The organism is Polynucleobacter sp. UK-FUSCHL-C3 (assembly GCF_040409815.1).
Lineage (GTDB): Bacteria > Pseudomonadota > Gammaproteobacteria > Burkholderiales > Burkholderiaceae > Polynucleobacter.
The window spans coordinates 228,249-252,503 of record NZ_CP099959.1 but is presented as its reverse complement, the minus strand read 5'-3'; the positions used below and the strand labels follow the sequence as shown (position 1 = coordinate 252,503).

Below are 24,255 nucleotides of genomic sequence, written 5' to 3'. Positions count from 1 at the left end.
CCGTGCAATCTATTAGACTATGGGTTAATCAAGAATATAAATAGGGGATAACATGCGCTTAATTCTTCTGGGTGCTCCAGGTGCTGGCAAAGGCACGCAAGCTCAGTTTATTTGTCAGCAATTTGGTATTCCACAAATCTCGACGGGAGATATGCTGCGCGCCGCTGTAAAAGCAGGCACACCTCTTGGTATTGCTGCTAAGAAGATTATGGATGCGGGCGGTCTCGTATCCGATGACATCATTATTGGCCTGGTAAAAGATCGACTCACGCAACCTGATTGCAATAAAGGCTATCTATTTGATGGTTTTCCACGAACGATTCCCCAAGCACAAGCCATGAAAGATGCTGCGGTACCTATCGACTATGTCTTGGAGATCGATGTGCCCTTTGATGCGATTATTGAACGCATGAGCGGTCGTCGTGTTCATCCTGCCTCAGGTCGCTCGTATCACGTCAAATTTAATCCTCCAAAGGTGGAAGGCAAAGATGATCCTACCGGTGAACCCCTCATTCAGCGCGATGACGATAAAGAAGAAACGGTTCGCAAGCGCTTACAGATCTATACCGATCAAACGCGCCCACTAGTCGACTACTACTCCAAGTGGGCCAATGAACCATCGGCCACTGGTATCAAGGCTCCAGCTTACAGAAAAGTGTCAGGATCGGGATCGGTCGAAGATATTACAAAAGCGATTTTTTTTGAGCTTAAATAATCAGGCAATTAAACTTTCTGCCGGAATGCCCAAGCTGGTATGCAATCTTCTAATCATTGATAGCGTAAGTCGTCTTTTTTTCGAGAGCACCTCATAAACACGATTTAGCTCTCCAATCATTGGTTTTAAATCTTTTGGTTTCAAGTTAGCCTGTTCCATACGAAATTTAATAGCCTCGATTGGATCTGGTGGACTAATCGGATACTCCTTTGCCTCATAGGATTCAATTAGCATTAAAAGAATCTCAAAACGATCCGCTTTTTTTGTACCAAGCTCAGGGGGTTTGTCAAAATAAATCGAAGCCTCAAGCAAAGCAGCTTGATATTCAGTTCTATTACGAATTGGTTTTAATTCTTTCATACACCCTCCGAACCGATTTTTAGGACATCAACATTGTCATACTGCCTATGCGTGCCAATAAATTTAATATAAATTGCTCCAAACTGGTACGCAACAGCCGTTATTAATCGATATTTATTTCCAGCAATATTAAAAATAACTCTATTATTTCCTACAAAACTTGCACTTTTGTAATGCGCCTTGATGTCACTTGGTGCCTTCCAATTTGCATTAATCGCCTCGTCGTACAAAGACTTCAATGGCTGCTCAGAATCTTTGTATTTTTTCCAGAAAATAACTAATGTTTTTTTAGCAATGACTCTCATCCAAGTATTATAGTCCCATTTTGGGACTATAATATGAAATCCACTAATCTCGACTAGAAATTATGGTTTACTTCAGCTCTTTTAAAGCGCTCTCAAACGATTCGATATCGGCGAAACTACGATAGACAGAAGCAAAACGAATATAGGCAACCTTATCTAAGCGCTTGAGCTCGCGCATCACTAATTCTCCAACTCGCTCGCTGGGAATTTCTTTTTCGCCAAAAGACATGAGTTTCTCTTCAATCCGGCCAATCGCATCATCGACAGCATCAGACGATACTGGGCGTTTGCGTAATGCCAGCCTAATTGAGCTCACTAATTTGTCATGACTGTATTCCACCCTACTACCATTCTTTTTAACAATCGCTGGCAGACTAAGCTCTGCTCGCTCGTAGGTTGTATAGCGCTTATCGCAAGAGGCGCAACGTCTGCGCCTGCGAACTGAATCACCCTCATCCGATACCCGTGTATCCATCACTTGGGTATCGTCACTATGGCAAAAGGGGCAGCGCATAATTTTTAATTACCGTAAACGGGGAAACGCTTTGTTAAGGCATTCACCTGCTCCTTGACCTTAGCGAGATTGGCGGGATCATGGGGATTATCTAGAACATCTGCAATCAGTCGGCCCACCTCTTTAGCCTCAGCTTCTTTAAATCCACGCGTGGTCATTGCTGGGGACCCCAAGCGAACACCGCTGGTCACGAATGGTTTTTCTGGATCATTGGGAATGGCATTTTTATTCACCGTGATGTGCGCCGCACCGAGCGCTGCCTCGGCCTCTTTACCGGTAATTTTCTTGGCGCGCAGATCGACCAACATTACATGGGACTCGGTTTTGCCAGAAATAATCCGCAAACCTCTTTCAATTAGTGTATTAGCCAAAGCTTGTGCATTAGCAATCACCTGTTTTTGATAATCCTTAAATTCCGGCTCAAGTGCTTCCTTAAATGCGACCGCCTTAGCAGCTATCACATGCATTAAGGGGCCGCCCTGCATGCCCGGAAATACTGCTGAGTTGATCGCCTTCTCATGCTCGGCCTTCATCAAAATGATGCCGCCACGGGGGCCACGCAAGCTCTTATGGGTAGTGGATGTAACCACATCCGCATAGGGCACAGGATTAGGATACACGCCCGCTGCAATTAAACCTGCATAGTGAGCCATATCCACCATAAAGATCGCACTAATTTCTTTAGCAACCTTAGCAAAGCGCTCAAAATCAATTGCTAATGAATATGCCGATGCACCTGCAATAATGAGTTTAGGCTTTTGCTCTCTAGCTAAACGCTCCATCTGTTCATAGTCGATCGCCTCATTTTTATCCAAGCCATACGAAATAGCATTGAACCATTTACCACTCATATTGAGTGCCATGCCATGTGATAGGTGACCACCCTCGGCCAAGCTCATTCCCATAAAGGTATCGCCTGGTTTTAAGAAAGCCAGAAAGACCGCTTGGTTAGCAGAGGCGCCACAATGGGGCTGCACGTTTGCAGCTTCTGCTCCAAACAACTTCTTAACGCGTTCGATTGCTAACTGCTCAGCAATATCAACAAACTCGCAACCACCGTAATAGCGCTTGCCTGGATAACCTTCGGCATACTTATTCGTTAACTGAGAGCCCTGCGCAGCCATGACTGCTGGCGAGGTGTAGTTCTCGGAGGCAATTAATTCAATATGCTCTTCTTGACGACGGTTCTCATTTTGGATCTCGGTCCATAACTCGGGATCAATGTGCGCTAAAGTGTGCTGACGATCAAACATAATGGCTTCCTAGGTAATATCAATAAAAGACGATAAATTGCTTTATTTCAAGTGGGGATTCGCTAAAATTACCCTCCATAATACAAAGTCCTTATGAACCCTACTCAAGACCTCTCTATTTTGTCCCTTGTGCTCAATGCCAGCTTGCTTGTACAAGCGGTGATGGTATTGCTCTTGGGCCTTTCAGTAGCCTCCTGGACCATCATTTTTCGCAAGGGGTCAACCCTAAGGGCGGTCCGTCGCGAGACCGAGCGCTTTGAGCGGGATTTTTGGGCAGGCAGTGATTTAAATTCTTTGCTAGCGTCTGCCCAACGCAAAATGAGTGGCTCCAGCAGCGCTGCCAACGCCGCTGTCTTAGAACGTATTTTTGCTGCTGGCATGTTGGAATTTGTAAAGGCGAAAGAAATAGATGCGGCACGTCGTGCGATGAAGGCAAGCTACCAGCGTGAGATGGATCGCCTCGAGGCAAATCTACCCTTTCTGGCATCGGTAGGCTCTGTCTCCCCCTACATCGGACTATTTGGTACTGTTTGGGGAATCATGCACGCCTTTCGAGGATTGGCCAATGTGCAACAAGCAACCTTGGCATCCGTCGCTCCTGGCATTGCAGAGGCCCTTGTTGCGACGGCCATCGGTTTGTTTGCTGCCATTCCAGCAGTAGTTGCTTACAACCGCAACGCTACTGATATTGATCGTCTCTCGATTCATTTTGAGACCTTTATTGAAGAGTTCACCAATATTCTTCAACGTCAAGGCAATCGCCTCTAAGATTTATGGCAGGCCGCTCCTCTCTCAGAACCTCACGACGCCGAGCGATATCGGATATCAATGTAGTTCCCTACATCGATGTGATGTTAGTACTTTTGGTGATCTTTATGGTCACCGCGCCCTTAGTAAATCCGGGGGTCGTTAATCTTCCTACCGTTGGTGGCGCAAAAGTACAAGCACTTCCCCCAATCTTTTTAACCATTGGTGCCGATGAAGTCATTACAGTGCGCAAAGAGGGTGAGTCGGCGCAAACCATTACCAAGTTAGAGCTTGGAGCCTTTGCTCGCTCTCAAGCTGAAAAGTCTGCTGAGCAGCCTGTCGTGCTGGCCGCTGATAAATCGATCAAATACGAAGTGGTAATGGATGTCATGTCGCGTCTTAAAGAGAATGGTGTGAAGCGAGTTGGATTAGCAGTACGTAGTCAATAAAATGCCATGAGTACTAGCGCCCTAAACTCATCCTGGCAATTTCATGCAGATCGTGAACCTGGTACCAAAGAGGCATTCACACTTTCTTTAGCAGCACATTTACTCTTACTGGCGCTCTTAACCATGGGCATTAGTTGGAAAACCAGTAGCCCCGCCGGCTTAGAAGTAGAGCTCTGGGATGCAAGCGTTCCAACTCAAACCATCACTCCTGCGCCAACGATTGAGGTCAAACAAGAAGCAGCAGATATTGCAATTAAGAAGACAAAGGTAAATCCTGAGCCCCCCAAAGAAGTGATCAAAAAAATAGAGCCCAAGCCGGAGAAAAAGCCTGAGGTAAAACCACCCGAGAAGAAAGTGGACTCGAAAGAAGAGGCTGCTGCTAAAAAAGCGGCGGCTGCCGCTGAAAAAGCTCGTGCCGACCAACTTGCTCGCCTAAAAGCAGCCGCTGGTGCCGAAGGGGGCAGTGGCGGTAAAGTGGGTGACGGTGTCGGTGCAGGAGGTAATGCTCCTCTAGGCTATGCCGATAGGGTGCGCAAAAAGATCAAACCACTCATCATCTTTAATGCGGAGGCTGTTTCTGGAAATCCTGCAGTAGTGGTTCTGCTTGATCTTGCGCCTGATGGCGTGATCCTAAAACGCACTGTGGTCACAGCAAGCTCGGACCCAGCCTGGGACCGAGCCGTTCTTTTAGCAATTGAGCGGGCTGAGAGCCTCCCTCGGGACGAAAACGGCAAGATCCCTATGCGCCAAATTAAATTAACCTTCAAGCCTAAGGATTAAACCTTTCACAGTGCGAAGGACATAAAATAGTGTGCATGGCACAAAATCGAATTAGTTTTTTTCTTCTAGGGCTTATTGCATTTGCTCTCTCTTTGCCAAGTGCTCAGGCACAGATGAACATTGAGATTAAGGGTGTTGGCCAATCCCTTTACCCAGTCGCAGTCTCACGCTTTAAAGATGAGAACAAACTCCCTGTGAGCATTACGGATGTTGTCCGACAAAATCTTGCACGTAGTGGCTATTTCAAAAATACAGAAGTAGGTAATGGCGTTGAGGATGATCAGCTTGTTCCTAATTTCAAGACCTGGGTATCGCGCGGAGCTGATGCGCTCGCGGTCGGATCCGTCACTGAGAAATCACCGGGTCAATATGAGGTTCGGTATCGCTTGTATGACATTCGCAAAGGCGAAAGTCTCAATGGTTTAATTGTTTCTGCCAGCGCAGATAATCTTCGTTTAGCAGCCCACCGCATCTCGGATGACATTATCTTTAAGCTTCTTGGCGAGAAAGGTGTGTTTTCAACTCGCCTCTCTTATGTAATTAAAGAGGGCAAGCGCTTTCGCTTAGTCATCTCCGATGCCGATGGACAAAATATCCGTAATGCACTGAATAGTAGTGAGCCAGTTATTTCTGCGGCGTGGTCGCCCGATGGTCAAAAGATTGCATACGTGTCATTTGAGGATCGTAAACCGATTGTGTATGTACATGAGCTTGCCTCTGGAAGACGTATTGTTTTATCTAATGCCAAAGGCAACAACAGCGCCCCCTCCTGGGCACCAAATGGAAAATCGCTTGCTATCTCATTATCCAAAGATGGTAATACTCAAATTTATCGGGTCAATGCAGACGGCAGTAATTTACAACGCCTAACCCTAGGCAGCACCATCGATACGGAGCCACAGTTTTCTCCAGACGGTAAGTTTATTTATTTCACCAGCGATCGCGGTGGTAACCCACAAATCTATCGCATGAGTGCTGAGGGGGAACGAGGAGAGTCGGCAAGACGGATTAGCTTTAAGCAGCCCTATGCAACCTCGGCTCGCATTTCTCCGGACGGTAAAAACCTAGCTTATATTGCTGGTGTTGGGGGTGGATTTAAGCTTTACTTAATGAACTTACTCACTGGTGATTCTACCGCTATGACTGATACCAGCTTTGATGAGTCTCCTAGCTTTGCCGCAAATGGTCGCTATATTCTTTATGCCACCCAAGTCGGTGGTAAAAAGGTATTGGCTGCAGTCTCCGTTGATGGCTACGTCAAGCAAATATTAAGCATTCCGGGATCGGATGTACGCCAGCCCTCCTGGGGCCCATTCATGGATCAATAGTTTCTGAATGGGCCTGTCATCATGAGAAGGCATAATAGGGTTTGGAATCAACTTCTAAATTTGTACTGATCGAATAAAAATAAAGTTGCATTTACTTAAGGGAGAGCATATGAAAACCACATCACCCCAGCGTCGTTTAGCCCTTGCCGGTATTCTTAGTGCAGTAAGCTTCTTGAGCGCCTGCTCATCAGGTGTTAAGTTGGATGATCTAAGTACCGTCAAAGCCGGCGGTAGCGACAGTAGTAACTTTGCTTCTCAGCCTTGGAATGATCCTAAGAGCCCCCTATTCCAACGCAGTATTTATTTTGACTTTGATGAGTACACCATCAAACCTCAGTATCAAAATATGCTGCAAGCAGGAGCAGCCTTCCTCAAACAAAATCCTCAACAAAAAATCATGATCCAAGGAAATACGGATGATCGCGGTACTGCTGAGTACAACCTTGCTCTAGGTCAACGTCGCTCCGATGCAGTTCGGAGAGCGTTTGCTGCTCTCGGTGTGCCTGATGGTCAAATAGAAGCGGTTAGTCTTGGTAAAGAAAAGCCAAAGGCTGAAGGTAACAACGAGGCGGCTTGGGCAGAAAACCGCCGTGCCGATATCATCTACCTCACCAAGTAATAGAGGCTAGTAATCATCGTGATTTTTAGATTTAAACCTGCCCCGTATGTGTTCGGAGCGCTATTACTGCTTTCACAAAATACATGGGCACTATTTTCAGATGATGAAGCACGTAAAGCAATTCTCGAGTTACGTAAATCTGTTAGCGCATCACAGGCTGCTATCTTGGACCTCCAAAATCAGATCGATAAACTCAAATCCGAGAATGCACAATTGCGCGGTCAAATTGAGACCCTACAAAAACAAAGTGATGATCTAAGTAGCAATCAAAAGACCTATTATCAAGACCTTGATGCGCGCCTTGCGCGCCTAGAACCACAAACTGTCGAGGTGGAAGGGGTGACTGGCATTGTTCAGGCTGGAGAAAAGACAGCCTACGATGACGCCCTCAAATCCTTTCAGGCAGGCCAAGGTAAAAAAGCTGACAGTGATTTCACGACCTTTATTCGCAAATATCCATCGAGTCCTTATCTTCCTCTGGCGCTCTATTGGTCCGGCAATACCAAATACGTCCTAAAAGATTACAACGCAGCCATCACTCAATTACAAAGTCTGATTACTCGCTACCCAGGGCATCAGCGCGTGCCAGCAGCCATTCTTACTATGGCAAACGCTAATCTGGAGTCTGGTAAAAAGGCTGTAGCCAAGAAGTTGTTAACGGATCTAATTACTAAATATCCAGATTCTGATGCTGCAAAAGAAGCGAAGCCTATCTTGGCAAGCATTAAATAAACTAGAGTTGTAATCGATTGTAGTTTTATCCGTGAATCAATCTCCTACCTCTGCTTTTCATCTAAGCAAACCACGAACCCAAAATGCTCCAGCTGTTGTCTTATTTTCTGGTGGACTCGATTCCACGACAATCCTCACCCTTGCGAAACAGCTGGGTTATCGCTGCTACGCCCTTTCCATCAATTACGGACAAAAACACTCCTCAGAACTAGAGGCTGCTAAACAAATTGCTCATGCCATCGGGGTTTTGCAACATGAGATTATTCATTTAGATCTTCCGCGGTTTGGTGGCTCTGCGCTCACAGATCATTCCTTGCATATTCCAACAAGTAAGGATCAAGCTATCTTGGGTGATAAGAAGCCAAGTATTCCGATTACCTATGTACCTGCGCGCAACACCATCATGCTATCGCTGGCACTGGCGTGGGCTGAGTCAATTTCAAGTTTAGATATCTTTTATGGGGCCAATGCTGTCGATTACTCTGGCTATCCAGACTGTCGGCCTGAATATGTTCGCTCATTTGAATCAATGGCGAATCTAGCTACTAAAGCCGGGGTTGAGTCGCTCGATCCAGAAAATTGCTTTCGTATCCATGCCCCAATTATTCAATTAAGTAAGGCACAAATCATTCAGTTGGGCGCTGGGATGAGTGTTAACTACAGTCAGACGGTATCTTGTTATCAAGCCAATAGTCAGGGTGAGGCGTGTGGTATTTGCGAGTCTTGCCAACTTCGTAAAGCTGGATTTGCAGAGGCAGGCGTTTCCGATCCCACCCGCTACCAAATCAGTATCTAGACTTTATTTAATCTTTACCCAACATACGCGCTACATAGCGCGCGATCAGATCAATCTCTAAGTTCACAGCATCGCCCACTTTTAGTTGCCCCAAAGTAGTTTGCGCAAGCGTATGCGGGATGATATTGATCTCAATTGGGCACTCGGGTAGATCTTTTGATCCAGCTTGATTGACCGTTAACGATACGCCGTTGACCACTACAGAGCCCTTATAAGCAAGATAGGGGGCAAGCGATTTTGAAGCCAAAATGACGAGCTTCCAAGAGGCATAGGGATCATTGTCTACTGGCTTGAATTCAGAAACTTTGCCAACCCCATCGACGTGACCGCTCACTAAATGCCCCCCTAGGCGATCATTAAAGCGAAGGGCTTTTTCTAGGTTGACCTTAGAGGGTTTATCAAGGCCCGCGGTCTTACTAATTGATTCTTGAGAAACATCGCACTCAAACAGAGTGCCTCTTAAACCGGTAACGGTCATACAGGCGCCCTGAATCGCAATGCTGTCACCAATCACCACATCATCGAGATAGGTGGCTGGTGTTGAGATTTCTAGATGAAAGCCGTCCCCTTTAGATGCAATCTTGGTGATCTCACCAATGGCGGTAATGATTCCAGTAAACATAGAGAAACTATAGCAGTGTTTACTTCTTTGCTTTATTCGGTACAGCCCGAATACGTAGATCACCGCCAATCAATCTGTGATCAATAATCGTCCAATCTTGACGATCGGATAGTTGATTAAGACTGGCGATATTGGCCATACCCAGTCCATCCCCCAAAAAGCAGGGGGCCTGATAGATTAATAGTTCATCCACGCAACTCTCTCGAACCAGTGAGCCATTTAATTTAAAACCAGCCTCAACATGAACTTCATTGATCTCATACTCTTTGGCTAAATACGAAAATAATTTTGGTAGATCTACCTTACCCTTGGGGTTAGGAAGCTCTAGGATAGGAATCCCCTTCTCTTTTAGTGCATCCTGCATCGCACGCAAATGCTTGGGCTCAGGGTTGGCGCACACCAGTAATACGTTTGCATCGTTTAATACCTTTGCATTTAGGGGTGTCTCTAAGTGAGAATCCACAATTACTCGTAGAGGTTGTCGCTGGGTTACAACATCACGCACTGTTAATTGAGGATCGTCCTCTCGTACAGTCCCACCGCCCGACAAAATAGCGCAAGCTTGGGCACGCCAATGATGTCCGTCGGCACGGGCTGCAGCTCCTGTAATCCACTGACTTTGTCTATTCAATAATGCCGTTCTTCCATCAAGGCTCGCTGCGATCTTCATGCGCACATAGGGCAAGCCTTGGGTCATGCGCTTCACAAACCCAAGATTGAGCGAAGTAGCTTCTTGTTCCAAAAGCCCGCAATGGACGGTAATGCCCAATTGAACTAAACGTGCCACCCCTTGTCCGGAGACCTTTGGATTTGGATCTTGCATTGCAATGACTACTCGCGCAGGACCAATCCTTTCTAGAGCATCACAGCAAGGTGGTGTCCTACCTTTATGTGAGCATGGTTCTAAGCTAACATATACAGCGCTTCCCTGTAAATCAGAGTCACTAGCGCCTAGATGACGTGCGTTGGCAATTGCCTCAATCTCAGCATGATTACCTCCAACGCGTTGCGTAAAACCTTGTCCTAAGATTTTGTCTCCTTTACAAATCACACAACCTACGCGTGGATTAGGATTAGAGAGATACAAAGCCTTCCTTGCCTCTTGTAAAGCAAGGGACATCATTTGTTGATCAAAGGGACTAAATTGAGCCATCCCTCTATTAAACCCGATTTAGACAATCTACCTACATGGTCAACATGAGGCATCTTTTTTAGAAGCTGGAGTATTTGGATCACAGATACGCCATCGGCCGCTAGCTGCCAAAATAATGTGGCGCTGTAAGTGGCTGGCCTTTGCATGGGAGACGATTAAGCGGTTGGCTACAAAGCCCCCATGCTGGGTCTTAGCCGCACCAGCTGGATTGAAGATGATTTGCATCACCTTGGAATGCGGATCTCGAAAACGATGCGAATCAATTTGAATAGAAGCAGGTAAATCATACTGAACCAATATGGAATTAGCCATCTCATCAGCAGAGTATGGCGTTAAGACCTTGATTTGCCAGCCAAGACCCCATCCATCCTCGCCCTCTTCTCGCGGATGAATTACGGTATGTGTCCCGCTATATAAAGCATGTTGCCGAGCAAATTGAGCGTGCCGAATAAACTGCCTCGCTGTATGCTCCAACTCATGCCCATAGTATTGGGATTGTATAAGCGGTAGACCCAAAAAAAGCATCAAACTTAATAAGGTGATCACTGCTAATAACTCCATTAGAGTAAAGCCGCTTTGCTGGGATATAGACTTGATAGATATTTTTTCTTTGTCCCTGTTAATCATAGAGTTGTTGCCAATTGAGTCGTGTCAACGTTCCAGCTAGATGATCCACAACTATCGTACTTTCCATACGAATGCGATCCCCTACCCTAACGTGATAAAGGCGCTTTGGGTTTTGGATTACATTTTTGCTCGATCCTTTTCTTGGTTCAACAAGACCGCTGGCCTCGATCATGCATGGCATTGGAGTGCCCTTAGCCGGTGATTGAGAGTAAGTTATTTTTAATTGGGAGGTCTCTAGTGAAACAGGTTCGAGGAGACTTTGTTCACAAGCCAGTAATACACGCTCAGTCTTCTGAAAATCCTCCAAATGACCCTGGTAGACAGCGATCGTTTTGAGCTCCAATACTAAATACTGCTCAAGCTGAGTGATTGCCCATGTTAGATACATCAAAATACTCATCACCCATAGCAATATCATTAGGGCGCTTTCATATATGTCGTGGAGCAACAAGACGGACTTGCTCGATCAAGGTGTTTCCCTTACCTGCCTGTGATTTACGCTCTACCCCAAGACTGATTTTGATCAATCCAGAGGCTACTTTAGGAGTCACGCTACTGATATCAACTGCATGAGGATTGACCCAATGTATTTGAAGATATTGCACCTGATTGAGAAGCTCTGCTTGATGTAAACGCCCTTGACGATCTAGACTCTGACAAATCAGAATGGCGCTACGTGGATCATTACGGCTTCGCTCGAGGTAGAAGTGTTGATACGATTTGCGATGACGAGTGCGTTCCTTAGAAAGAACGTTTCCCATACAGTCGTATGCTATATGCTTGGGCAGATCTTGCATCAACTCGATTGCATCCGATCCGCGAAATAAACCACCTTGCTTAATCTGAATATCATTCTCATTTTTACTATTCTGGTTAGAGCGATATCCTGCTTCACGAATAGCCCTCATCAATAACTCCATGGCACGATTCATATTCTGGTTTAAAAGGATATCCTCCTCAATCTCGGCTTGTTTCAGCAATACATCGCTCAGTAATTTAAGCGGTGAGTAGATAACCACTGCGCTGAGAGTTAAGGCGGTAATGCATGATAGAAGTGTCATTGTGGCGGCGCCTGCTTTAAACGCTCTCGAGCAATCCAAGTTTCTGATTGATTGGCCCTTTCGATCAAAGAAGCTTGTGCTTTCTGTAGCTTAATTTGCTTAACTACTAAATTTCCATAGATTCCGTGCAAAGCTGTGATGCTACCTGCCAGGATAGTCATGGCAATTAAAAGCTCTAAAAACACAAAGCCTTTTTCATTACAGTTACTGAACTTTTGCATACCGACATCACTGATTTGTCTGATTTGAAGAAATTGAATGTTCCCATTCATTCTGCTTTAGTGAATGGCACTCCAAAATCAGGCTTTACGGATCGTTCTGTTGTATTCCCCTACAAAGCAGCCTAAGGGCTTAAAATGACGATCTATTTAGAATCTAAGCTGATATGCCAAACCCTCAATCTGTTGCCATTAGTCCTGTTCAAGAAATCGTTGCCGAGCTACGCGCCGGCAAGATGATTATCTTGGTCGATGAGGAGGATCGTGAAAATGAAGGGGATCTAGTGCTCGCTGCTGATCATGTCAATGCAGAAGCAATTAACTTCATGGCCAAGCACGGACGGGGCTTAATTTGTTTAACCTTAAGTAAAGAGCGTTGTCAGCAACTTAATCTCCCTTTAATGGTTCGTGAAAACAGCACTGCCCTTGGGACCAACTTTACCGTCTCGATTGAGGCAGCCTCCGGCGTGACCACGGGTATCTCTGCAGCTGATCGCGCCCGCACAATTCAGGCGGCTGTAGCGCCAAATGCTAAGCCCAATGATTTAGTTCAGCCAGGGCATGTATTTCCCTTGATGGCTCAACCGGGCGGTGTTTTAATTCGGTCCGGTCATACTGAAGCAGGGTGTGATCTAGCCAGTCTTGCTGGTTGCTCTCCGACCGCAGTCATTTGTGAAATCATGAAAGATGACGGTAATATGGCGCGCCTGCCTGATCTCCTAGAGTTTGCAAAAGCGCATCAACTCAAGATTGGTACCATTGCCGACCTGATTCAGTATCGCAGTCAAACAGAGAGTATTGTGGTGCGCGAATCCGAGCGCGAGTTTATGAGCCCTTGGGGTAAATTTCAGGGAGTGGTCTATCGTGACAAACCGAGCAACTGTTTGCACCTAGCACTGATTAAAGGACAACCTCAGCCTCATCAAGAGGTCTTAGTTCGTGTGCACGAGCCAGTCACCATTTTGGATCTTCTGGACACCGAGAGCTCCACGCACTCCTGGCCTCTCAGTAAGGCACTAGAGGCAATTGCTCAATCTACAAGCGGGGTTGCCGTACTTCTCAATGCTGCTGGAATTGCAGCACCCTCTGAATTGAAGTGGCTACATCAATTTGATAAGCTGTGCCAACAAGCTACAGATGTCAACAATAAGGCGTCAAGTGTCAACACTAAATCTAGCATTGAACGAAAGACCGACTTTCGGAGTTACGGTATTGGTGCTCAGATCCTCAAAGATTTGCAAGTTCAAAAAATGTGCCTCTTGGCTAATTCTGCTCGTGTACCAAGTCTATCTGGCTATAAACTTGAAATTACTGGGAACATTCCCTACTCTGCCAATTCATCTAAAAGGGGCCATCCATGAACGACATCGATGTTTTTGAGGCAGACTTAGACGGACAGGATCTACGGATTGCTATTGTGCAGGCGCGGTTTAATGAAGAGCACTGCCAAGCCCTGTCAGAATCATGCATTAATGAATTGCTTGCCTTGGGTGTTTCCCATACCGATATACAACTTGTTACCGTTCCTGGCGCTCTAGAGATACCCTTTGCTCTTTCTCAACTCGTAAAAACAGATGAGTTTGATGCCTTCATCGCCTTAGGCGCGGTAATTCGTGGGGAAACCTATCACTTTGAGTTAGTTTCTAACGAGTCTGCTAGTGGTATTACACGCATTAGCCTAGATGCCGGTGTGCCGATTGCGAATGGCATTCTTACATGCGATACCGACGAGCAAGCGACTGCTCGCACGAGTGAGAAAGGGCGCGATTGTGCCAGAGCTGCTGTTGAAATGGCAAACCTTGCTCTAGCACTTACTCCTGATATTGAAATTGAGTCGGAGTGATTGCTTGAGTAATAAAACAGCAAATACTGGGGCGCACAAGCGCTCACTCACACCTCGCCGTCGTGCGCGCGAATACGCACTTCAGGGCGTCTATCAATGCTTGGTTCTTAAAATAGCTGGGGAGCTGAATGATCTTCCCTTGGCGATTAGTTCTGTTACCAAGCAATTGAGTGAAGATCCTGCTTTTCAGAAATGCCAACAGGATTTGTTCTCAAGTATCTTCAAAGGGGTCATGAATCGCAGTCAAGAACTGGATGCTCTCATTACCCCAGAGCTCGATCGGCCCATTGCTGAGCTTTCTCCTGTGGAGCATGCTGCCCTCTTAATTGGTGCCTATGAACTCGCAGCGGACCTGTCAGTCCCCTACAAAGTAGCCATCAATGAAGCTGTTGAGCTAACCAAAACCTTTGGGGGAACGGATGGCCACAAATATGTGAATGGCGTTCTTGATCAACTCGCCCAAAAACTACGACATGCTGAAACAAGCAGCTAAATCAGAATAACAAAATCTTTTACCATTCTGTATTAAACGTTATTGCTAAAGCGCCGAGCAATACTGCGTAATTCTTCCCGCTCAGAAAATACTTTACCAGTGTAGGTATTGATTCCACTAGCAGCATTTGGTGCCCCAAGGTAGTTCTTAAGACCCGCTTCTAAAGATCCAGCCTTTGCGATACAGGCCTTTAGGATCAAGGCGCCTACGCGTATATTCGCCTCCGGTATAAATGCCGCCAGAGGGCCGCCATAGGGCTCAAATTTCTCTTGATGAACGTGGGTGCGAACTTGCATTAGGCCTTGTGCGCCAGCCCGACTCTCTGCCCGGGGGTTAAAGCTTGATTCGGTGGCCATCACTGCCAAGATTAAGGTAGGGTCTAGGTTGACTTCCTTGCCGACAGCAATCGCTTGCGCAACATAGTGAGCCGTATCTTCTGGAGATAACTGAAACTTCTTAGCTAAATGGGATGCAACTGCCTTTCTCTCAGCCTCTGTTCGCAAAATACCCCTGTCCATAGCGGAGTGATCGACTAAGTGAGTCGGAATTAAAGCAGCCTGACTAGCGATCGAAGGAATATCACGCCCAGCAGAATTCCATAGCTTGAGTTGGCTGGCGGACTCATCAGCAGTTAGTATTTCTGCACTATCAGTACCTAAGATTAATGCCCGCGCCTCGGCTGGTACTAAATAGTGGGCTAGATCAAAGAGCCCGGCACCGGTTTTAGGCCCAATCAGCCAGACAGCCAAAACAGCGGCCACTAGCAAGGCAAGCATCGATTGACCCCATCGCTGTAAGGCCGCCAAAAGATCCATCTTGTGAAGATCTAGAACTTTCAACTTGTCAAAAATATATTGGTTCATTCTCAGGATCACACTGCTTTACAAAGAAATATCTGTTTGGATATCTAGTTATATTGCAACGCAACATTTATTAAACATGTGGCATCTTAGGAATCCCTATATAACCTGTCAAGCATAAAGAAGTGTATTTTTATTACTTTTATACGCAGTAATCAGTTAAAACCCTAATATGATGCAGTGCTATAAATTTAATATTCATTTAATTCATAAGCTTAGAGTGGTTAGTCATCACTTATTCCTCATCATGAAAAACACCAAATTGCCGGAGTTATTTTCATAATTTGAAAGAAAAAATGTCTATTTAAAACTACCTATAGGATGTCAATTCTATCTTACCTACTACCGCTAGTATTGCTTATGTTTTTATATTAGCTATACAGAGAACAATAAATTAATAGGTAATTGGGACTTTCAGATTGCAATCGATTTGGATGAAATGAGTTCTCTGTCCTTGAAAGCCAAGGTATTACACTTGAAAACTTATCCATAATTACTCAACGAGACCGCCTAGCCATGAACGCCCCAGAATCGATTGCTAACCCCGCCACGCTTCTTAAAAATCCCGCCCTATTTAGGCAAGATGCCCTGATCAATGGGCAGTGGATTAAGGCATCAGCCAACCAGCGCTTCCTGGTTCGCAACCCTGCGACGGGCCAAAACCTGGCATTAGTAGCCAACCTCAACACTGCCGATGCCCATGAGGCGATCCAAGCCGCTGATATAGCCCTGCCCGCATGGCGGGGCAAAGTTGCCAAAGAGCGCGCTGGGATTATGCGTAAATGGTTTGAATTAATTTTGGCTAACGCCGATGATCTAGCAACCCTGATGACATTGGAACAGGGCAAGCCTCTGGTGGAGGCTAAAGGAGAGGTTGTATACGGGGCCTCTTTTGTGGAATGGTTTGCTGAGGAAGCCAAACGCGTAATGGGGGCCATACCCTCAAGCACCTGGGGCGATAAACGCACCATCGTCCTTAAACAAGCGATTGGGGTTTGTGTGGCCATTACTCCCTGGAACTTTCCAATTGCCATGATCACTCGCAAAATTGCGCCAGCCATGGCAGCAGGTTGCACGATCGTGATTAAACCTGCTGAGCAAACCCCCCTATCAGCCTTGGCAATTGCCTACCTAGCCCAACAGGCCGGGGTTCCCGATGGGGTGATTAATATCGTGACCGCAGACTCAGAAGAATCCATTGCGGTCGGTAAGGTGCTTTGCGAATCCCCCATCGTGCGCCACCTTTCGTTTACTGGATCAACCGAGGTCGGTCGCATCTTAATGGCCCAATCTGCGCCTACGATCAAGAAACTAGCTCTAGAGTTAGGTGGTCACGCGCCATTTATTGTGTTTGACGATGCTGATATTGATGCTGCGGTGGCGGGTGCAATGGTCTCTAAATATCGCAATGCAGGCCAAACCTGTGTATGCGCCAACCGTTTCTATGTTCATAAAAAGGTCCATGATATTTTTGTGGAAAAGCTGGCGACTGCTACTAAATCGATCAAGATTGGTAATGGTCTTGAACAAGGGATCTCGCAAGGCCCTCTGATTGATCAACAGGCCATTGAGAAAGTAGAACGGCATGTGGCCGATGCACTCAGCAAAGGAGCGCGTCTCGTCATTGGAGGAAAGCGCTCCAGTCTAGGTGGCACCTACTATGAGCCTACCGTACTAGCAGGTGTTAATAGCTCGATGCTCATCACCGTGGAAGAAACGTTTGGACCGGTGGCTCCAGTTATTCCTTTTGAGAGCGATGAGGATGTCGTGAAACTAGCGAATAGCAGTCAATTCGGATTGGCTTCTTACTTCTATAGCAGGGATATTGGTCGTATTTGGAAGATCGCTGAAGCCCTTGAATTTGGGATGGTGGGTGTTAATACCGGTCTGATCTCAAACGAAGTCGCCCCATTTGGTGGAGTAAAACAATCCGGTCTAGGTCGGGAGGGAAGCTCTTGGGGCATTGATGAGTACCTCGAAATGAAATACGTTTGTATTGGGCTATAAAGAGTTATCTCTTTTGATAGAGTAAATCCCAAACCCCGTGGCCTAACTTAAGGCCACGATTCTCAAACTTAGTGATGGGTCGATAAGCGGGCCGCTCCACATAGCCAGCGTGTGGCTTGGCTAAGTGCTCGTGGCTAAATACTATTCCGCCGATTTCTTGCTTGGCATTGCTTAGTTCTATTGCTTCTAGTAACACCAACTGCTTAGAGCTATTTTCGAGCTTAGGGTGTTGATTTAGAACTAGTAACATTTGCTCGGCATAGTGATGCCAATCTGTTGCCAAATGAATATACCCACCACTTTTAAGACGTGACGCCAAAAGAGTAATAAAGTCTTCTTGAATTAAGCGACGCTTATGATGTCGCTTCTTATACCAAGGATCCGGAAAGAATATATGCACGCCATCCAAAGACTCTCTAGCAATCATGTGCTCCAACACCTCGACAGCATCGTACTGAATCAGGCGGAGATTGCTTAACTGCAACTCGCCAATTTTCTTAAGCAATGCACCTACGCCAGGCTCATGTACCTCAATGCCTAAAAATACGTCTTGGGGCCGAACCTGAGCAATATGAGCTGTGGATTCGCCCATCCCAAAGCCAATCTCAAGAATACGCTGCGGGAATTGATTTTGATCTGGGCTGGACAATGAATCAAAAATAGACCAATCAAATAACTTACTATCAAAAGGAAGCAGAAATTGAGGAGCTAACTCATTCATTGCCCTAGATTGAGCATTAGTAGTTCTTCCAGCCCTTCGAACAAAGGAGCGGATCTTGCGAATCCGCCCATCGATGGCTTTGGTTTTTTCCATTAAAACCCGTTAGATCATTCTTTTGAAGTAAGCAATGGTCTCTTTTAAACCATCTTCAAGATTAACCTTGGGCCGCCAACCAAGCTTAGTTTTAGCTAAATCAATATTGGGTTGGCGTTGCTTGGGGTCATCTGATGGTAGGGGTTGATAAATAATTTTGGATTTACTATTCGATAGCTTAAGAACCATTTCTGCCAATTGCAACATCGTGAACTCATCCGGATTGCCAATATTGACTGGACCAGTAAACCCTTTTTCTGAGTTCATCGTTTTGATCATGGCATCTATCAAATCATCCACGTAGCAAAAGCTCCGTGTTTGTGAGCCATCCCCATAAATAGTAATGTCCTTATCTTGAAGAGCCTGCACAATGAAATTACTCACTACGCGCCCATCATTGGGGTGCATGCGGGGCCCGTAGGTATTAAAAATACGCACCACCTTAATATCGGTTTGATGCTGCCGGTGATAATCAAAAAACAGAGTTTCGGCGCAACGCTTACCCTCGTCATAGCATGAGCGAATACCAATTGGATTGACCTTACCCCAGTAGCTTTCGGGCTGAGGGTGCACCTCTGGATCCCCATACACCTCACTAGTTGAGGCTTGCAAAATCCGGGCTCTAGTTCTTTTGGCAAGGCCCAGCATATTAATCGCTCCATGCACACTCGTTTTGGTGGTTTGTACAGGATCAAATTGATAGTGAACTGGAGATGCAGGGCAGGCTAGGTTATAAATTTGATTTACTTCTACGTACAGGGGAAGGGTCACGTCGTGACGTATGACTTCTAAATTGGTATTGCCTAAAAGATGCGCTAGATTCTGTTTTGTTCCTGTAAAAAAATTATCAACAACCAAAACATCATTGCCTTGTGATAATAATTTCTCGGTTAAGTGTGAACCCAGAAAACCTGCGCCGCCAGTGATAAGGATTTTGTTCTGATTAAAGGACATACTGATCTCTCTCTTCTGAAAATACGTTGTCTTAATGATTAATAAATTTTTTTGTATTTTTAGTACATACGGGTTTTATTAGATTTATCAATCGTAGGCAAATCCCAGCTTGTCGAGCGATACGCAAATACAACCTCCACCAATATCAGCGCGAGAGCGATAACAAACGATACTAAACCAGCTACAAAGGTTATGACGACATAACCCACCTCTACTATACGTGCGGCGCCTGTTTGTAAGAAAAATAGCTCCAGTACGGTTAACGAGATCAGGACTCCAGCGAGCACATCAAAAAAGATTGCTAAGGTACATAAGCGTCCGCGTGTTTTGAACTCTATGATTTCTTTTTCATAATGCAGTCGTAATTTGTCGTTTAACTCATGATTACTATATAACTCATTCTGTATAAAACGCATCCGATCCACATTACGGGCTAAGCGTGCCGTGATAGCCGTGACCAGAGTAGCCACCGCTGTTAATAGAAATACTGGGGCTAAAGCTAACTGAATATTAGCCTGAATAGTATCAATCGTTAAGTTCATAGTGATTATTCTAAATTCTGAAGCTAATTAGACCAGGCGACTAGGCCAGTATAGGAAGTGAATAGGACAATTGCACCAAAGATAATGCGATACCAAGCAAATGGAATAAAGTTGTGATGTGCAACATAATGGATCAGCCAACGTACGCATATAAAGGCCGAAATAAAAGCAGCCACAAAGCCCACTAGCAATGCTGGCGCAAAGTCTCCAAACCCAATCGAATGACTTGAATTAGCGATTTTCAATAACTCATAAGCGGTTGCTCCGCCAATGACTGGGATCGCCAAGAAGAATGAGAACTCGGTTGCTACAGCTCGGGGTAGGCCAAACAGCATCCCGCCAATAATCGTTGCCCCCGAACGAGAAGTCCCAGGTATTAATGCAGCACACTGAGCTAGGCCAATTTTTAGAGCATCTATGGGGGTAAGCTCATCAACGCTATTGATCTTCTTCATATTACTAGATCGGGTTTGCCGATACTCAGCCCAAAAAATAATGAATGCCCCTACGATAAAAGCGCTGGCTACTGGCACTGGTGAAAATAAGTATGCCTTAATGTATTTACCAAATAGAAGCCCCAAACCCATCGCCGGAACACAGGCGATGACGACATGCAATACAAATTTTTGAGATTGTTTACTAGTCCATAAGGTACTAGTCACTTTCAGAAGGCGCTGACGATACTCCCAACACACTGCCAAAATAGCTCCGAACTGAATAATGATTTCAAAGGCTTTGCCACGTTCATCATTAAAGTTTAGTAGGTCGCCCACCAAGATTAAATGCCCAGTGCTAGAAATGGGCAAAAATTCAGTGAGGCCCTCAACCACTCCTAAAATGAGGGCTTTAAATAATAGTAATGGGTCCATGGGTATCAATACTAAAGCCTTCGTTAGCCAAACCTATTAATAAACCATTTTGGGCTTAAACTTCAAATCATGTTCATGAATAAGCCTTTTATTTCAACTGCTTTTTTGCTTCTTGTAATGGGCTTGCTCCCCTGTTCCATTAGCTATGGCCAAAGTCAGGGGTCACCCAACATAATGGGCTCGCAGGGCTCTGTAACCGTGACGCCAGCCAATAACTCTATTCTCCCAAAAACACTTAGCCCCCAAGACTTGATCAAACTAGAGGTTCCCCCACAAGTTGCAATTCCGGCATTACCGGTGAACTCAAATTTAGTAGATGGAAAGAGCGATCGACTCAAAGATGGTCGTGTTATGGATTTGATTGGTCTATACCAAGAAGCTGCTTTTAATGATCCAGTGATTAATAGTGCTCGCTTTAATCTTACTGCTCGCAAAGAACTATTTTGGCAAGGCTTATCGGTACTCTTACCGCAAGTATCTGCCAATCCAACTGGAACCCGTTTTTTTCAACATGGTGAGGGGAATAATCGAGCATTTGATCAAAAGAGCTACACGGTGACTCTAACTCAGCCTGTATTTAATTTAGCAGGAATACAAATATTTAAACAAGGTGACCTGAATACCAAAATATCCGATCTACAGTTTTTGCAGGCCCAACAAGATTTAGTTATTCGGGTATCTCAAGCTTACTTTGATGTTCTAACAGCCCAGGATAATGTTGAACTATTTAGAAACAAGAAAGGACTCATCAAAGAGCAATTAGATGCTGCAAAAGCTAAGTTTGAGATTGGTTCAGCGACTATTGTGGATGCTAATGATGCGCAAGCGCGCTTTGATATTGCCAACGCTCAAGAGATTGCTGCGCATGCGGAACTTGTTGTGAAACGGGGTGTTCTTGAACAGCTGATTGGTCATCCAGTAAAACAAATTAAACCCATGGCAAAAGATATATCGATTGCCGGGGTGGTCGCAGATCCCAGATCCAAGAATCGAGATGAAAAAGGTGTGCCTATTGCTGAGAGCGTTAATCCTAAACTTCCGCCAGGTCAAGCCCTAGAGGATTGGATTACGCAATCTGAAAATGCCAGCTATAACGTTCTCGTTGGTCAACTTGGAGTTCAATTGGCAGAGAGTGCCTATAAATCCTCATTAGCAGCAAACTACCCCAGCGTTAATTTTGTAGGAACGACTGGCTTTAATCAATCTAATGGGTCTGCACTAAACTTTAATCCTTCGCCTACCCAAAATATTTTCAACAATACGATTGCCCTACAAATGACCTTACCAATTGTCTCTGGTGGCTTCAATATGTCTGTGATTCGGCAAAATGCTGCTCTGGCAGATAAGGCAAAGGCAGACTACGATAACCTTAGAAGAACAGCGGCCCAGGCGACTCGTCAAGCATTCACTGGATTTTATGGTGGTTTAGCCACAGTGAAAGCCCTAGAAGCTGCAGAGAAATCCTCAGCTTCTGCAGTAGAGTCCAGTAAGCTAGGTTATCGAGTTGGCACCCTAATCAATATTGATGTCCTTATTGCTTTGGATACCTTGTTTACAACCAGAGCATCGCTGTATAAGGCTCGCTATGACACGATCATGAATGCGCTTAAGTTAAAAGCTCAAGCAGCCAGTCTTTCTGATGAGGATCTCAAAGCCGTTAATGCTTTATTGCGCTGATTCCTAAAATTTTCGTTCCCTAAAGAACTGCTCCAAAATAAGGGCCGCCGCATGGGAGTCTAGCGATTCATGATATTGAACATCGCCCTCTAAAACTACCGAGGAGTAGCGCTCGTCGACAAAATAAACTGGCTTAGAGTAACGCCCTCCTATTTGCTGACCAAAGCGCCGTGCTTTTTGGGTCATTGCATGCTCAGCCCCATCTGGATGCAAGGGTAAGCCTACTGCAATCGCATCGGGAGCCCAGTTGGCAATAATCTTTGCAATAGCAGCAAATCGCTGCTCTTCGCCAGCGTTCAAAATAACCGGTAAGTTCTGTGCCGACTTAGTCAAGGAGTTACCAACTGCCACACCGATTCGTTTGGCACCGTAATCGAACGCCATCACGCTTAAAGGTTTATGAATGGGAGAGGAATCATGCATGACCCGCCTCTCCTGAAAGGCTTGATAGATCAAAACCAAGATTTTGTATTGCTCGCTGATACCGTTCAGCATATGGGGTATCAAAAATGATCTTACTCATTTCCACACTAGATAGTGGAACATTCATCCAGCCATTTAATGCTATTTCCTCCTCTAGTTGACCAGCACCCCAACCAGCGTACCCTAAGGTCATCATAAATTTTGGTGGGCCATTTCCGCTAGCGACTGCCTCGAGCACATCTTTTGATGTGGTCATCGTTAAGCCATCCGCAATGACAAGGGATGAAGAATATTTCTCCAAAGAGTTTGTTTGATGCAATACAAAGCCACGCTCTACCTGAACTGGGCCGCCATAATAGACCGGCTGATCTAAAAGAGGAGCAATTTCTAATTTGAGCTCAATCTTTTCAAATAAGGTCGAAAGAACAAGCTCCGTGGGTCTGTTGACCACCAATCCCATTGCACCCTTATCCGTATGCTCGAGCAGATAGATGACCGATCCTGCAAAGTTATCATCGAGCATTCCTGGCATTGCTAACAACAATTGATTAGCAAGATAGCTAGAAGCTGATAAATAGGATGGCAAATGCGACTGTGCGCTCATAGCTCATTCTACCAAGCAAGAGCTTTCCCTAAAAGCTAAATTTTTCCAGTTAACTTATAAGCAACAATACCAATGTATTCTTTAAGCAATATGTTCCAAAGAAATGCTCCGTCGGTCAAATCAAACTCTCTCCATTGCAGGGTATGCGCAGTTTGATAGTCCACAGGCACTGGAATGATTGGAATCCCTTGCTTCTGAAAAATCTTAGCCGAGCGATACATATGACTTGCTGATGTAATTAATAACCATGACTTGTTAGCACCCAACGGATGAATATCATTAAGGTTCTGAATAATTTTCTTAGAGAATATTGCGTTCTCATACGTATTACGAGACTGGTTTTCATAATATGCAGTATCTTTGGAAATCTGTGCCAATCCCTGCTCTTGGATTAATTGCTTAAAGGCTTCAGCCTCAGACATTCCTCGCGGAATCACTCTGTTCGAGAAGCCACTAAAAATAAATGGCTTGCCTGGATAGCGACGAATGAGCTCTAATGCTTTTGTCACCCGCTCTGCTGAAGAGTTCATTGAAACCTCGCCCCGATCAATAGCAATATCCTCTCCACTGATGGCTCCGCCCAAAATAATGATTCCCGCAATCTGTTCACTAGGCATCTTATTGATATCCACTTTTTCAATGGAATTCTCCAGAATACGGGCTAGAGATTCGGGTATGGGGGCATAGCCTACCAATATGAAACCAATCACAGAAAGCCACAAGAAAAGCTTAGTGGCTATTGGCTTTCTCAGAATCAAAAAGAATAAGGCTAATACAGAGATCAGAAATAATAGATTAAGGGGTTCAATCAAAAACTGAACGATTTTTGAGCTAATGAAAAATAGATGCTCCATAAACCATCATCATAATCAAATTGGGATTAAGGGCTA

The 24,255-nt window shown here is 45.2% G+C and carries 31 protein-coding genes; 13 read left to right on the top strand and 18 right to left on the bottom strand.

The annotated features are described in order from the left end of the window. The first annotated feature begins 52 nt into the window (after positions 1 to 52). Positions 53 to 715, top strand: coding sequence for an adenylate kinase (gene adk / locus NKE59_RS01370; protein ID WP_353439099.1), 663 nt, complete (start codon positions 53 to 55; stop codon positions 713 to 715). Here adk and NKE59_RS01365 read toward each other — a convergent pair whose 3' ends face one another. The 4 genes from NKE59_RS01365 to glyA all read right to left on the bottom strand — a co-directional run bounded on the left by NKE59_RS01365 (position 716) and on the right by glyA (position 3,147). Beyond that, positions 716 to 1,075, bottom strand: a complete 360-nt coding sequence (locus NKE59_RS01365) for a transcriptional regulator (RefSeq protein ID WP_353439098.1) — start codon at positions 1,073 to 1,075, stop codon at positions 716 to 718. Beyond that, positions 1,072 to 1,380 (bottom strand): type II toxin-antitoxin system HigB family toxin, encoded by a 309-nt coding sequence (locus tag NKE59_RS01360; RefSeq protein WP_353439097.1) that lies wholly within the window; start codon positions 1,378 to 1,380, stop codon positions 1,072 to 1,074. Before NKE59_RS01360 ends, NKE59_RS01365 begins: the two co-directional genes overlap by 4 nt. A gap of 67 nt (positions 1,381 to 1,447) precedes the next feature. Further along, positions 1,448 to 1,894 carry a transcriptional regulator NrdR gene (nrdR, locus tag NKE59_RS01355; RefSeq protein WP_353439096.1) on the bottom strand — a complete coding sequence of 149 codons (447 nt, stop codon included), beginning with the start codon at positions 1,892 to 1,894 and terminating at the stop codon, positions 1,448 to 1,450. A 5-nt stretch (positions 1,895 to 1,899) separates the two neighbouring features. Beyond that, complete coding sequence (glyA, locus tag NKE59_RS01350; protein ID WP_353439095.1) at positions 1,900 to 3,147, bottom strand: serine hydroxymethyltransferase; 1,248 nt, start codon at positions 3,145 to 3,147, stop codon at positions 1,900 to 1,902. Between the two features lie 93 nt (positions 3,148 to 3,240). Here glyA and tolQ point away from each other — a divergent pair, with 93 nt between their 5' ends. The 7 genes from tolQ (at position 3,241) to queC (ending at position 8,598) form a co-directional block, all read left to right on the top strand. Continuing rightward, positions 3,241 to 3,915 (top strand): protein TolQ, encoded by a 675-nt coding sequence (gene tolQ, locus NKE59_RS01345; RefSeq protein ID WP_353439094.1) that lies wholly within the window; start codon positions 3,241 to 3,243, stop codon positions 3,913 to 3,915. 5 nt (positions 3,916 to 3,920) lie between these two features. After that, on the top strand, positions 3,921 to 4,343 hold the full coding sequence (locus NKE59_RS01340) for an ExbD/TolR family protein (RefSeq protein WP_353439093.1): 423 nt from the start codon (positions 3,921 to 3,923) through the stop codon (positions 4,341 to 4,343). A 6-nt stretch (positions 4,344 to 4,349) separates the two neighbouring features. After that, on the top strand, positions 4,350 to 5,123 hold the full coding sequence (locus NKE59_RS01335; RefSeq protein WP_353439092.1) for an energy transducer TonB: 774 nt from the start codon (positions 4,350 to 4,352) through the stop codon (positions 5,121 to 5,123). Between the two features lie 35 nt (positions 5,124 to 5,158). After that, positions 5,159 to 6,451, top strand: a complete 1,293-nt coding sequence (tolB, locus tag NKE59_RS01330; RefSeq protein WP_353439091.1) for a Tol-Pal system beta propeller repeat protein TolB — start codon at positions 5,159 to 5,161, stop codon at positions 6,449 to 6,451. 109 nt (positions 6,452 to 6,560) lie between these two features. Further along, complete coding sequence (pal, locus tag NKE59_RS01325; protein WP_353439090.1) at positions 6,561 to 7,070, top strand: peptidoglycan-associated lipoprotein Pal; 510 nt, start codon at positions 6,561 to 6,563, stop codon at positions 7,068 to 7,070. An 18-nt stretch (positions 7,071 to 7,088) separates the two neighbouring features. Then, entirely contained in the window at positions 7,089 to 7,802 is a 714-nt protein-coding gene (ybgF, locus tag NKE59_RS01320; RefSeq protein WP_353439089.1) for a tol-pal system protein YbgF, read from the top strand. Positions 7,803 to 7,833: 31 nt separating this feature from the next. Further along, the gene (gene queC, locus NKE59_RS01315) at positions 7,834 to 8,598 is read left to right on the top strand and encodes a 7-cyano-7-deazaguanine synthase QueC (protein ID WP_353439087.1); all 765 of its coding nucleotides are present in this window, start codon (positions 7,834 to 7,836) and stop codon (positions 8,596 to 8,598) included. A gap of 7 nt (positions 8,599 to 8,605) precedes the next feature. Here the strand turns inward: queC and NKE59_RS01310 are convergent, their stop codons facing one another. From NKE59_RS01310 to NKE59_RS01285, 6 genes are read right to left on the bottom strand one after another with little or no spacing between them, the layout of a single operon-like run. Further along, positions 8,606 to 9,220 (bottom strand): riboflavin synthase, encoded by a 615-nt coding sequence (locus NKE59_RS01310; RefSeq protein ID WP_353439086.1) that lies wholly within the window; start codon positions 9,218 to 9,220, stop codon positions 8,606 to 8,608. Between the two features lie 19 nt (positions 9,221 to 9,239). After that, positions 9,240 to 10,373 (bottom strand): bifunctional diaminohydroxyphosphoribosylaminopyrimidine deaminase/5-amino-6-(5-phosphoribosylamino)uracil reductase RibD, encoded by a 1,134-nt coding sequence (gene ribD, locus NKE59_RS01305; RefSeq protein WP_353439085.1) that lies wholly within the window; start codon positions 10,371 to 10,373, stop codon positions 9,240 to 9,242. Positions 10,374 to 10,412: 39 nt separating this feature from the next. Beyond that, positions 10,413 to 11,000: a GspH/FimT family pseudopilin gene (locus NKE59_RS01300; RefSeq protein ID WP_353439084.1), complete on the bottom strand. Its 588-nt coding sequence runs from the start codon at positions 10,998 to 11,000 to the stop codon at positions 10,413 to 10,415. After that, positions 10,993 to 11,418 (bottom strand): hypothetical protein, encoded by a 426-nt coding sequence (locus tag NKE59_RS01295; RefSeq protein ID WP_353439083.1) that lies wholly within the window; start codon positions 11,416 to 11,418, stop codon positions 10,993 to 10,995. Before NKE59_RS01295 ends, NKE59_RS01300 begins: the two co-directional genes overlap by 8 nt. 10 nt (positions 11,419 to 11,428) lie before the next feature. Next, the gene (locus NKE59_RS01290) at positions 11,429 to 12,061 is read right to left on the bottom strand and encodes a hypothetical protein (protein ID WP_353439082.1); all 633 of its coding nucleotides are present in this window, start codon (positions 12,059 to 12,061) and stop codon (positions 11,429 to 11,431) included. Next, positions 12,058 to 12,333: a hypothetical protein gene (locus NKE59_RS01285; protein ID WP_353439081.1), complete on the bottom strand. Its 276-nt coding sequence runs from the start codon at positions 12,331 to 12,333 to the stop codon at positions 12,058 to 12,060. Before NKE59_RS01285 ends, NKE59_RS01290 begins: the two co-directional genes overlap by 4 nt. 113 nt (positions 12,334 to 12,446) lie before the next feature. Between NKE59_RS01285 and ribBA the strand changes: the two genes are divergently transcribed. From ribBA to nusB, 3 genes are read left to right on the top strand one after another with little or no spacing between them, the layout of a single operon-like run. Continuing rightward, positions 12,447 to 13,640 (top strand): bifunctional 3,4-dihydroxy-2-butanone-4-phosphate synthase/GTP cyclohydrolase II, encoded by a 1,194-nt coding sequence (gene ribBA, locus NKE59_RS01280; RefSeq protein WP_353439079.1) that lies wholly within the window; start codon positions 12,447 to 12,449, stop codon positions 13,638 to 13,640. Beyond that, positions 13,637 to 14,122: a 6,7-dimethyl-8-ribityllumazine synthase gene (gene ribH, locus NKE59_RS01275; RefSeq protein WP_353439078.1), complete on the top strand. Its 486-nt coding sequence runs from the start codon at positions 13,637 to 13,639 to the stop codon at positions 14,120 to 14,122. Before ribBA ends, ribH begins: the two co-directional genes overlap by 4 nt. A 4-nt stretch (positions 14,123 to 14,126) precedes the next feature. After that, a complete protein-coding gene (nusB, locus tag NKE59_RS01270; protein ID WP_353439076.1) occupies positions 14,127 to 14,615 on the top strand; it encodes a transcription antitermination factor NusB in 489 nt (162 codons plus the stop codon). A gap of 32 nt (positions 14,616 to 14,647) precedes the next feature. Here nusB and NKE59_RS01265 read toward each other — a convergent pair whose 3' ends face one another. Beyond that, the gene (locus NKE59_RS01265) at positions 14,648 to 15,478 is read right to left on the bottom strand and encodes a lytic transglycosylase domain-containing protein (protein ID WP_353439075.1); all 831 of its coding nucleotides are present in this window, start codon (positions 15,476 to 15,478) and stop codon (positions 14,648 to 14,650) included. 513 nt (positions 15,479 to 15,991) lie between these two features. On the opposite strand from NKE59_RS01265, the gene NKE59_RS01260 reads away from it, so the two are divergent. Further along, a complete protein-coding gene (locus NKE59_RS01260; protein WP_353439074.1) occupies positions 15,992 to 17,482 on the top strand; it encodes an NAD-dependent succinate-semialdehyde dehydrogenase in 1,491 nt (496 codons plus the stop codon). A 4-nt stretch (positions 17,483 to 17,486) separates the two neighbouring features. On the opposite strand, the gene trmB is transcribed toward NKE59_RS01260, so the two are convergent. From trmB to NKE59_RS01240, 4 genes are read right to left on the bottom strand one after another with little or no spacing between them, the layout of a single operon-like run. Beyond that, positions 17,487 to 18,296, bottom strand: coding sequence for a tRNA (guanosine(46)-N7)-methyltransferase TrmB (gene trmB / locus NKE59_RS01255; RefSeq protein WP_353439073.1), 810 nt, complete (start codon positions 18,294 to 18,296; stop codon positions 17,487 to 17,489). Positions 18,297 to 18,305: 9 nt separating this feature from the next. After that, positions 18,306 to 19,250 carry a UDP-glucuronic acid decarboxylase family protein gene (locus NKE59_RS01250; protein WP_353439071.1) on the bottom strand — a complete coding sequence of 315 codons (945 nt, stop codon included), beginning with the start codon at positions 19,248 to 19,250 and terminating at the stop codon, positions 18,306 to 18,308. 59 nt (positions 19,251 to 19,309) lie between these two features. Then, positions 19,310 to 19,792, bottom strand: coding sequence for a DUF2721 domain-containing protein (locus NKE59_RS01245; protein ID WP_353439070.1), 483 nt, complete (start codon positions 19,790 to 19,792; stop codon positions 19,310 to 19,312). Between the two features lie 23 nt (positions 19,793 to 19,815). Continuing rightward, positions 19,816 to 20,661 (bottom strand): undecaprenyl-diphosphate phosphatase, encoded by an 846-nt coding sequence (locus tag NKE59_RS01240; RefSeq protein WP_353439069.1) that lies wholly within the window; start codon positions 20,659 to 20,661, stop codon positions 19,816 to 19,818. A gap of 75 nt (positions 20,662 to 20,736) precedes the next feature. Here NKE59_RS01240 and NKE59_RS01235 point away from each other — a divergent pair, with 75 nt between their 5' ends. Beyond that, complete coding sequence (locus tag NKE59_RS01235; RefSeq protein ID WP_353439068.1) at positions 20,737 to 22,338, top strand: TolC family protein; 1,602 nt, start codon at positions 20,737 to 20,739, stop codon at positions 22,336 to 22,338. A 3-nt stretch (positions 22,339 to 22,341) separates the two neighbouring features. Here the strand turns inward: NKE59_RS01235 and ruvX are convergent, their stop codons facing one another. Genes ruvX through NKE59_RS01220 form a run of 3 tightly spaced genes read right to left on the bottom strand, consistent with a single transcriptional unit; the run spans position 22,342 to position 24,219 of the window. Continuing rightward, a complete protein-coding gene (gene ruvX, locus NKE59_RS01230; protein ID WP_353439067.1) occupies positions 22,342 to 22,761 on the bottom strand; it encodes a Holliday junction resolvase RuvX in 420 nt (139 codons plus the stop codon). Further along, positions 22,754 to 23,365 carry a YqgE/AlgH family protein gene (locus tag NKE59_RS01225; RefSeq protein WP_353439066.1) on the bottom strand — a complete coding sequence of 204 codons (612 nt, stop codon included), beginning with the start codon at positions 23,363 to 23,365 and terminating at the stop codon, positions 22,754 to 22,756. The genes ruvX and NKE59_RS01225 overlap by 8 nt, the downstream gene beginning before the upstream one ends. A 35-nt stretch (positions 23,366 to 23,400) precedes the next feature. Then, the gene (locus NKE59_RS01220) at positions 23,401 to 24,219 is read right to left on the bottom strand and encodes a YdcF family protein (protein ID WP_353439065.1); all 819 of its coding nucleotides are present in this window, start codon (positions 24,217 to 24,219) and stop codon (positions 23,401 to 23,403) included. Between the last annotated feature and the right edge of the window lie 36 nt (positions 24,220 to 24,255).

Bases quoted from the DNA above. Each gene is read 5' to 3' on its own strand.
- pal (WP_353439090.1), top strand. From the start codon at position 6,561: ATGAAAACCACATCACCCCAGCGTCGTTTAGCCCTTGCCGGTATTCTT.
- NKE59_RS01335 (WP_353439092.1), top strand. From the start codon at position 4,350: ATGAGTACTAGCGCCCTAAACTCATCCTGGCAATTTCATGCAGATCGT.
- NKE59_RS01295 (WP_353439083.1), bottom strand. From the start codon at position 11,418: ATGATATTGCTATGGGTGATGAGTATTTTGATGTATCTAACATGGGCA.
- NKE59_RS01250 (WP_353439071.1), bottom strand. From the start codon at position 19,250: ATGTCCTTTAATCAGAACAAAATCCTTATCACTGGCGGCGCAGGTTTT.
- NKE59_RS01235 (WP_353439068.1), top strand. From the start codon at position 20,737: ATGAATAAGCCTTTTATTTCAACTGCTTTTTTGCTTCTTGTAATGGGC.
- ribH (WP_353439078.1), top strand. From the start codon at position 13,637: ATGAACGACATCGATGTTTTTGAGGCAGACTTAGACGGACAGGATCTA.
- NKE59_RS01365 (WP_353439098.1), bottom strand. From the start codon at position 1,075: ATGAAAGAATTAAAACCAATTCGTAATAGAACTGAATATCAAGCTGCT.
- NKE59_RS01245 (WP_353439070.1), bottom strand. From the start codon at position 19,792: ATGAACTTAACGATTGATACTATTCAGGCTAATATTCAGTTAGCTTTA.
- ribBA (WP_353439079.1), top strand. From the start codon at position 12,447: ATGCCAAACCCTCAATCTGTTGCCATTAGTCCTGTTCAAGAAATCGTT.
- NKE59_RS01225 (WP_353439066.1), bottom strand. From the start codon at position 23,365: ATGAGCGCACAGTCGCATTTGCCATCCTATTTATCAGCTTCTAGCTAT.
- NKE59_RS01285 (WP_353439081.1), bottom strand. From the start codon at position 12,333: ATGAATGGGAACATTCAATTTCTTCAAATCAGACAAATCAGTGATGTC.
- NKE59_RS01290 (WP_353439082.1), bottom strand. From the start codon at position 12,061: ATGACACTTCTATCATGCATTACCGCCTTAACTCTCAGCGCAGTGGTT.
- tolB (WP_353439091.1), top strand. From the start codon at position 5,159: ATGGCACAAAATCGAATTAGTTTTTTTCTTCTAGGGCTTATTGCATTT.
- trmB (WP_353439073.1), bottom strand. From the start codon at position 18,296: ATGGAAAAAACCAAAGCCATCGATGGGCGGATTCGCAAGATCCGCTCC.
- NKE59_RS01310 (WP_353439086.1), bottom strand. From the start codon at position 9,220: ATGTTTACTGGAATCATTACCGCCATTGGTGAGATCACCAAGATTGCA.
- NKE59_RS01260 (WP_353439074.1), top strand. From the start codon at position 15,992: ATGAACGCCCCAGAATCGATTGCTAACCCCGCCACGCTTCTTAAAAAT.
- glyA (WP_353439095.1), bottom strand. From the start codon at position 3,147: ATGTTTGATCGTCAGCACACTTTAGCGCACATTGATCCCGAGTTATGG.
- NKE59_RS01240 (WP_353439069.1), bottom strand. From the start codon at position 20,661: ATGGACCCATTACTATTATTTAAAGCCCTCATTTTAGGAGTGGTTGAG.
- NKE59_RS01300 (WP_353439084.1), bottom strand. From the start codon at position 11,000: ATGATTAACAGGGACAAAGAAAAAATATCTATCAAGTCTATATCCCAG.
- ribD (WP_353439085.1), bottom strand. From the start codon at position 10,373: ATGGCTCAATTTAGTCCCTTTGATCAACAAATGATGTCCCTTGCTTTA.
- nrdR (WP_353439096.1), bottom strand. From the start codon at position 1,894: ATGCGCTGCCCCTTTTGCCATAGTGACGATACCCAAGTGATGGATACA.
- tolQ (WP_353439094.1), top strand. From the start codon at position 3,241: ATGAACCCTACTCAAGACCTCTCTATTTTGTCCCTTGTGCTCAATGCC.
- adk (WP_353439099.1), top strand. From the start codon at position 53: ATGCGCTTAATTCTTCTGGGTGCTCCAGGTGCTGGCAAAGGCACGCAA.
- NKE59_RS01265 (WP_353439075.1), bottom strand. From the start codon at position 15,478: ATGAACCAATATATTTTTGACAAGTTGAAAGTTCTAGATCTTCACAAG.
- NKE59_RS01220 (WP_353439065.1), bottom strand. From the start codon at position 24,219: ATGGAGCATCTATTTTTCATTAGCTCAAAAATCGTTCAGTTTTTGATT.
- NKE59_RS01340 (WP_353439093.1), top strand. From the start codon at position 3,921: ATGGCAGGCCGCTCCTCTCTCAGAACCTCACGACGCCGAGCGATATCG.
- NKE59_RS01360 (WP_353439097.1), bottom strand. From the start codon at position 1,380: ATGAGAGTCATTGCTAAAAAAACATTAGTTATTTTCTGGAAAAAATAC.
- ruvX (WP_353439067.1), bottom strand. From the start codon at position 22,761: ATGCATGATTCCTCTCCCATTCATAAACCTTTAAGCGTGATGGCGTTC.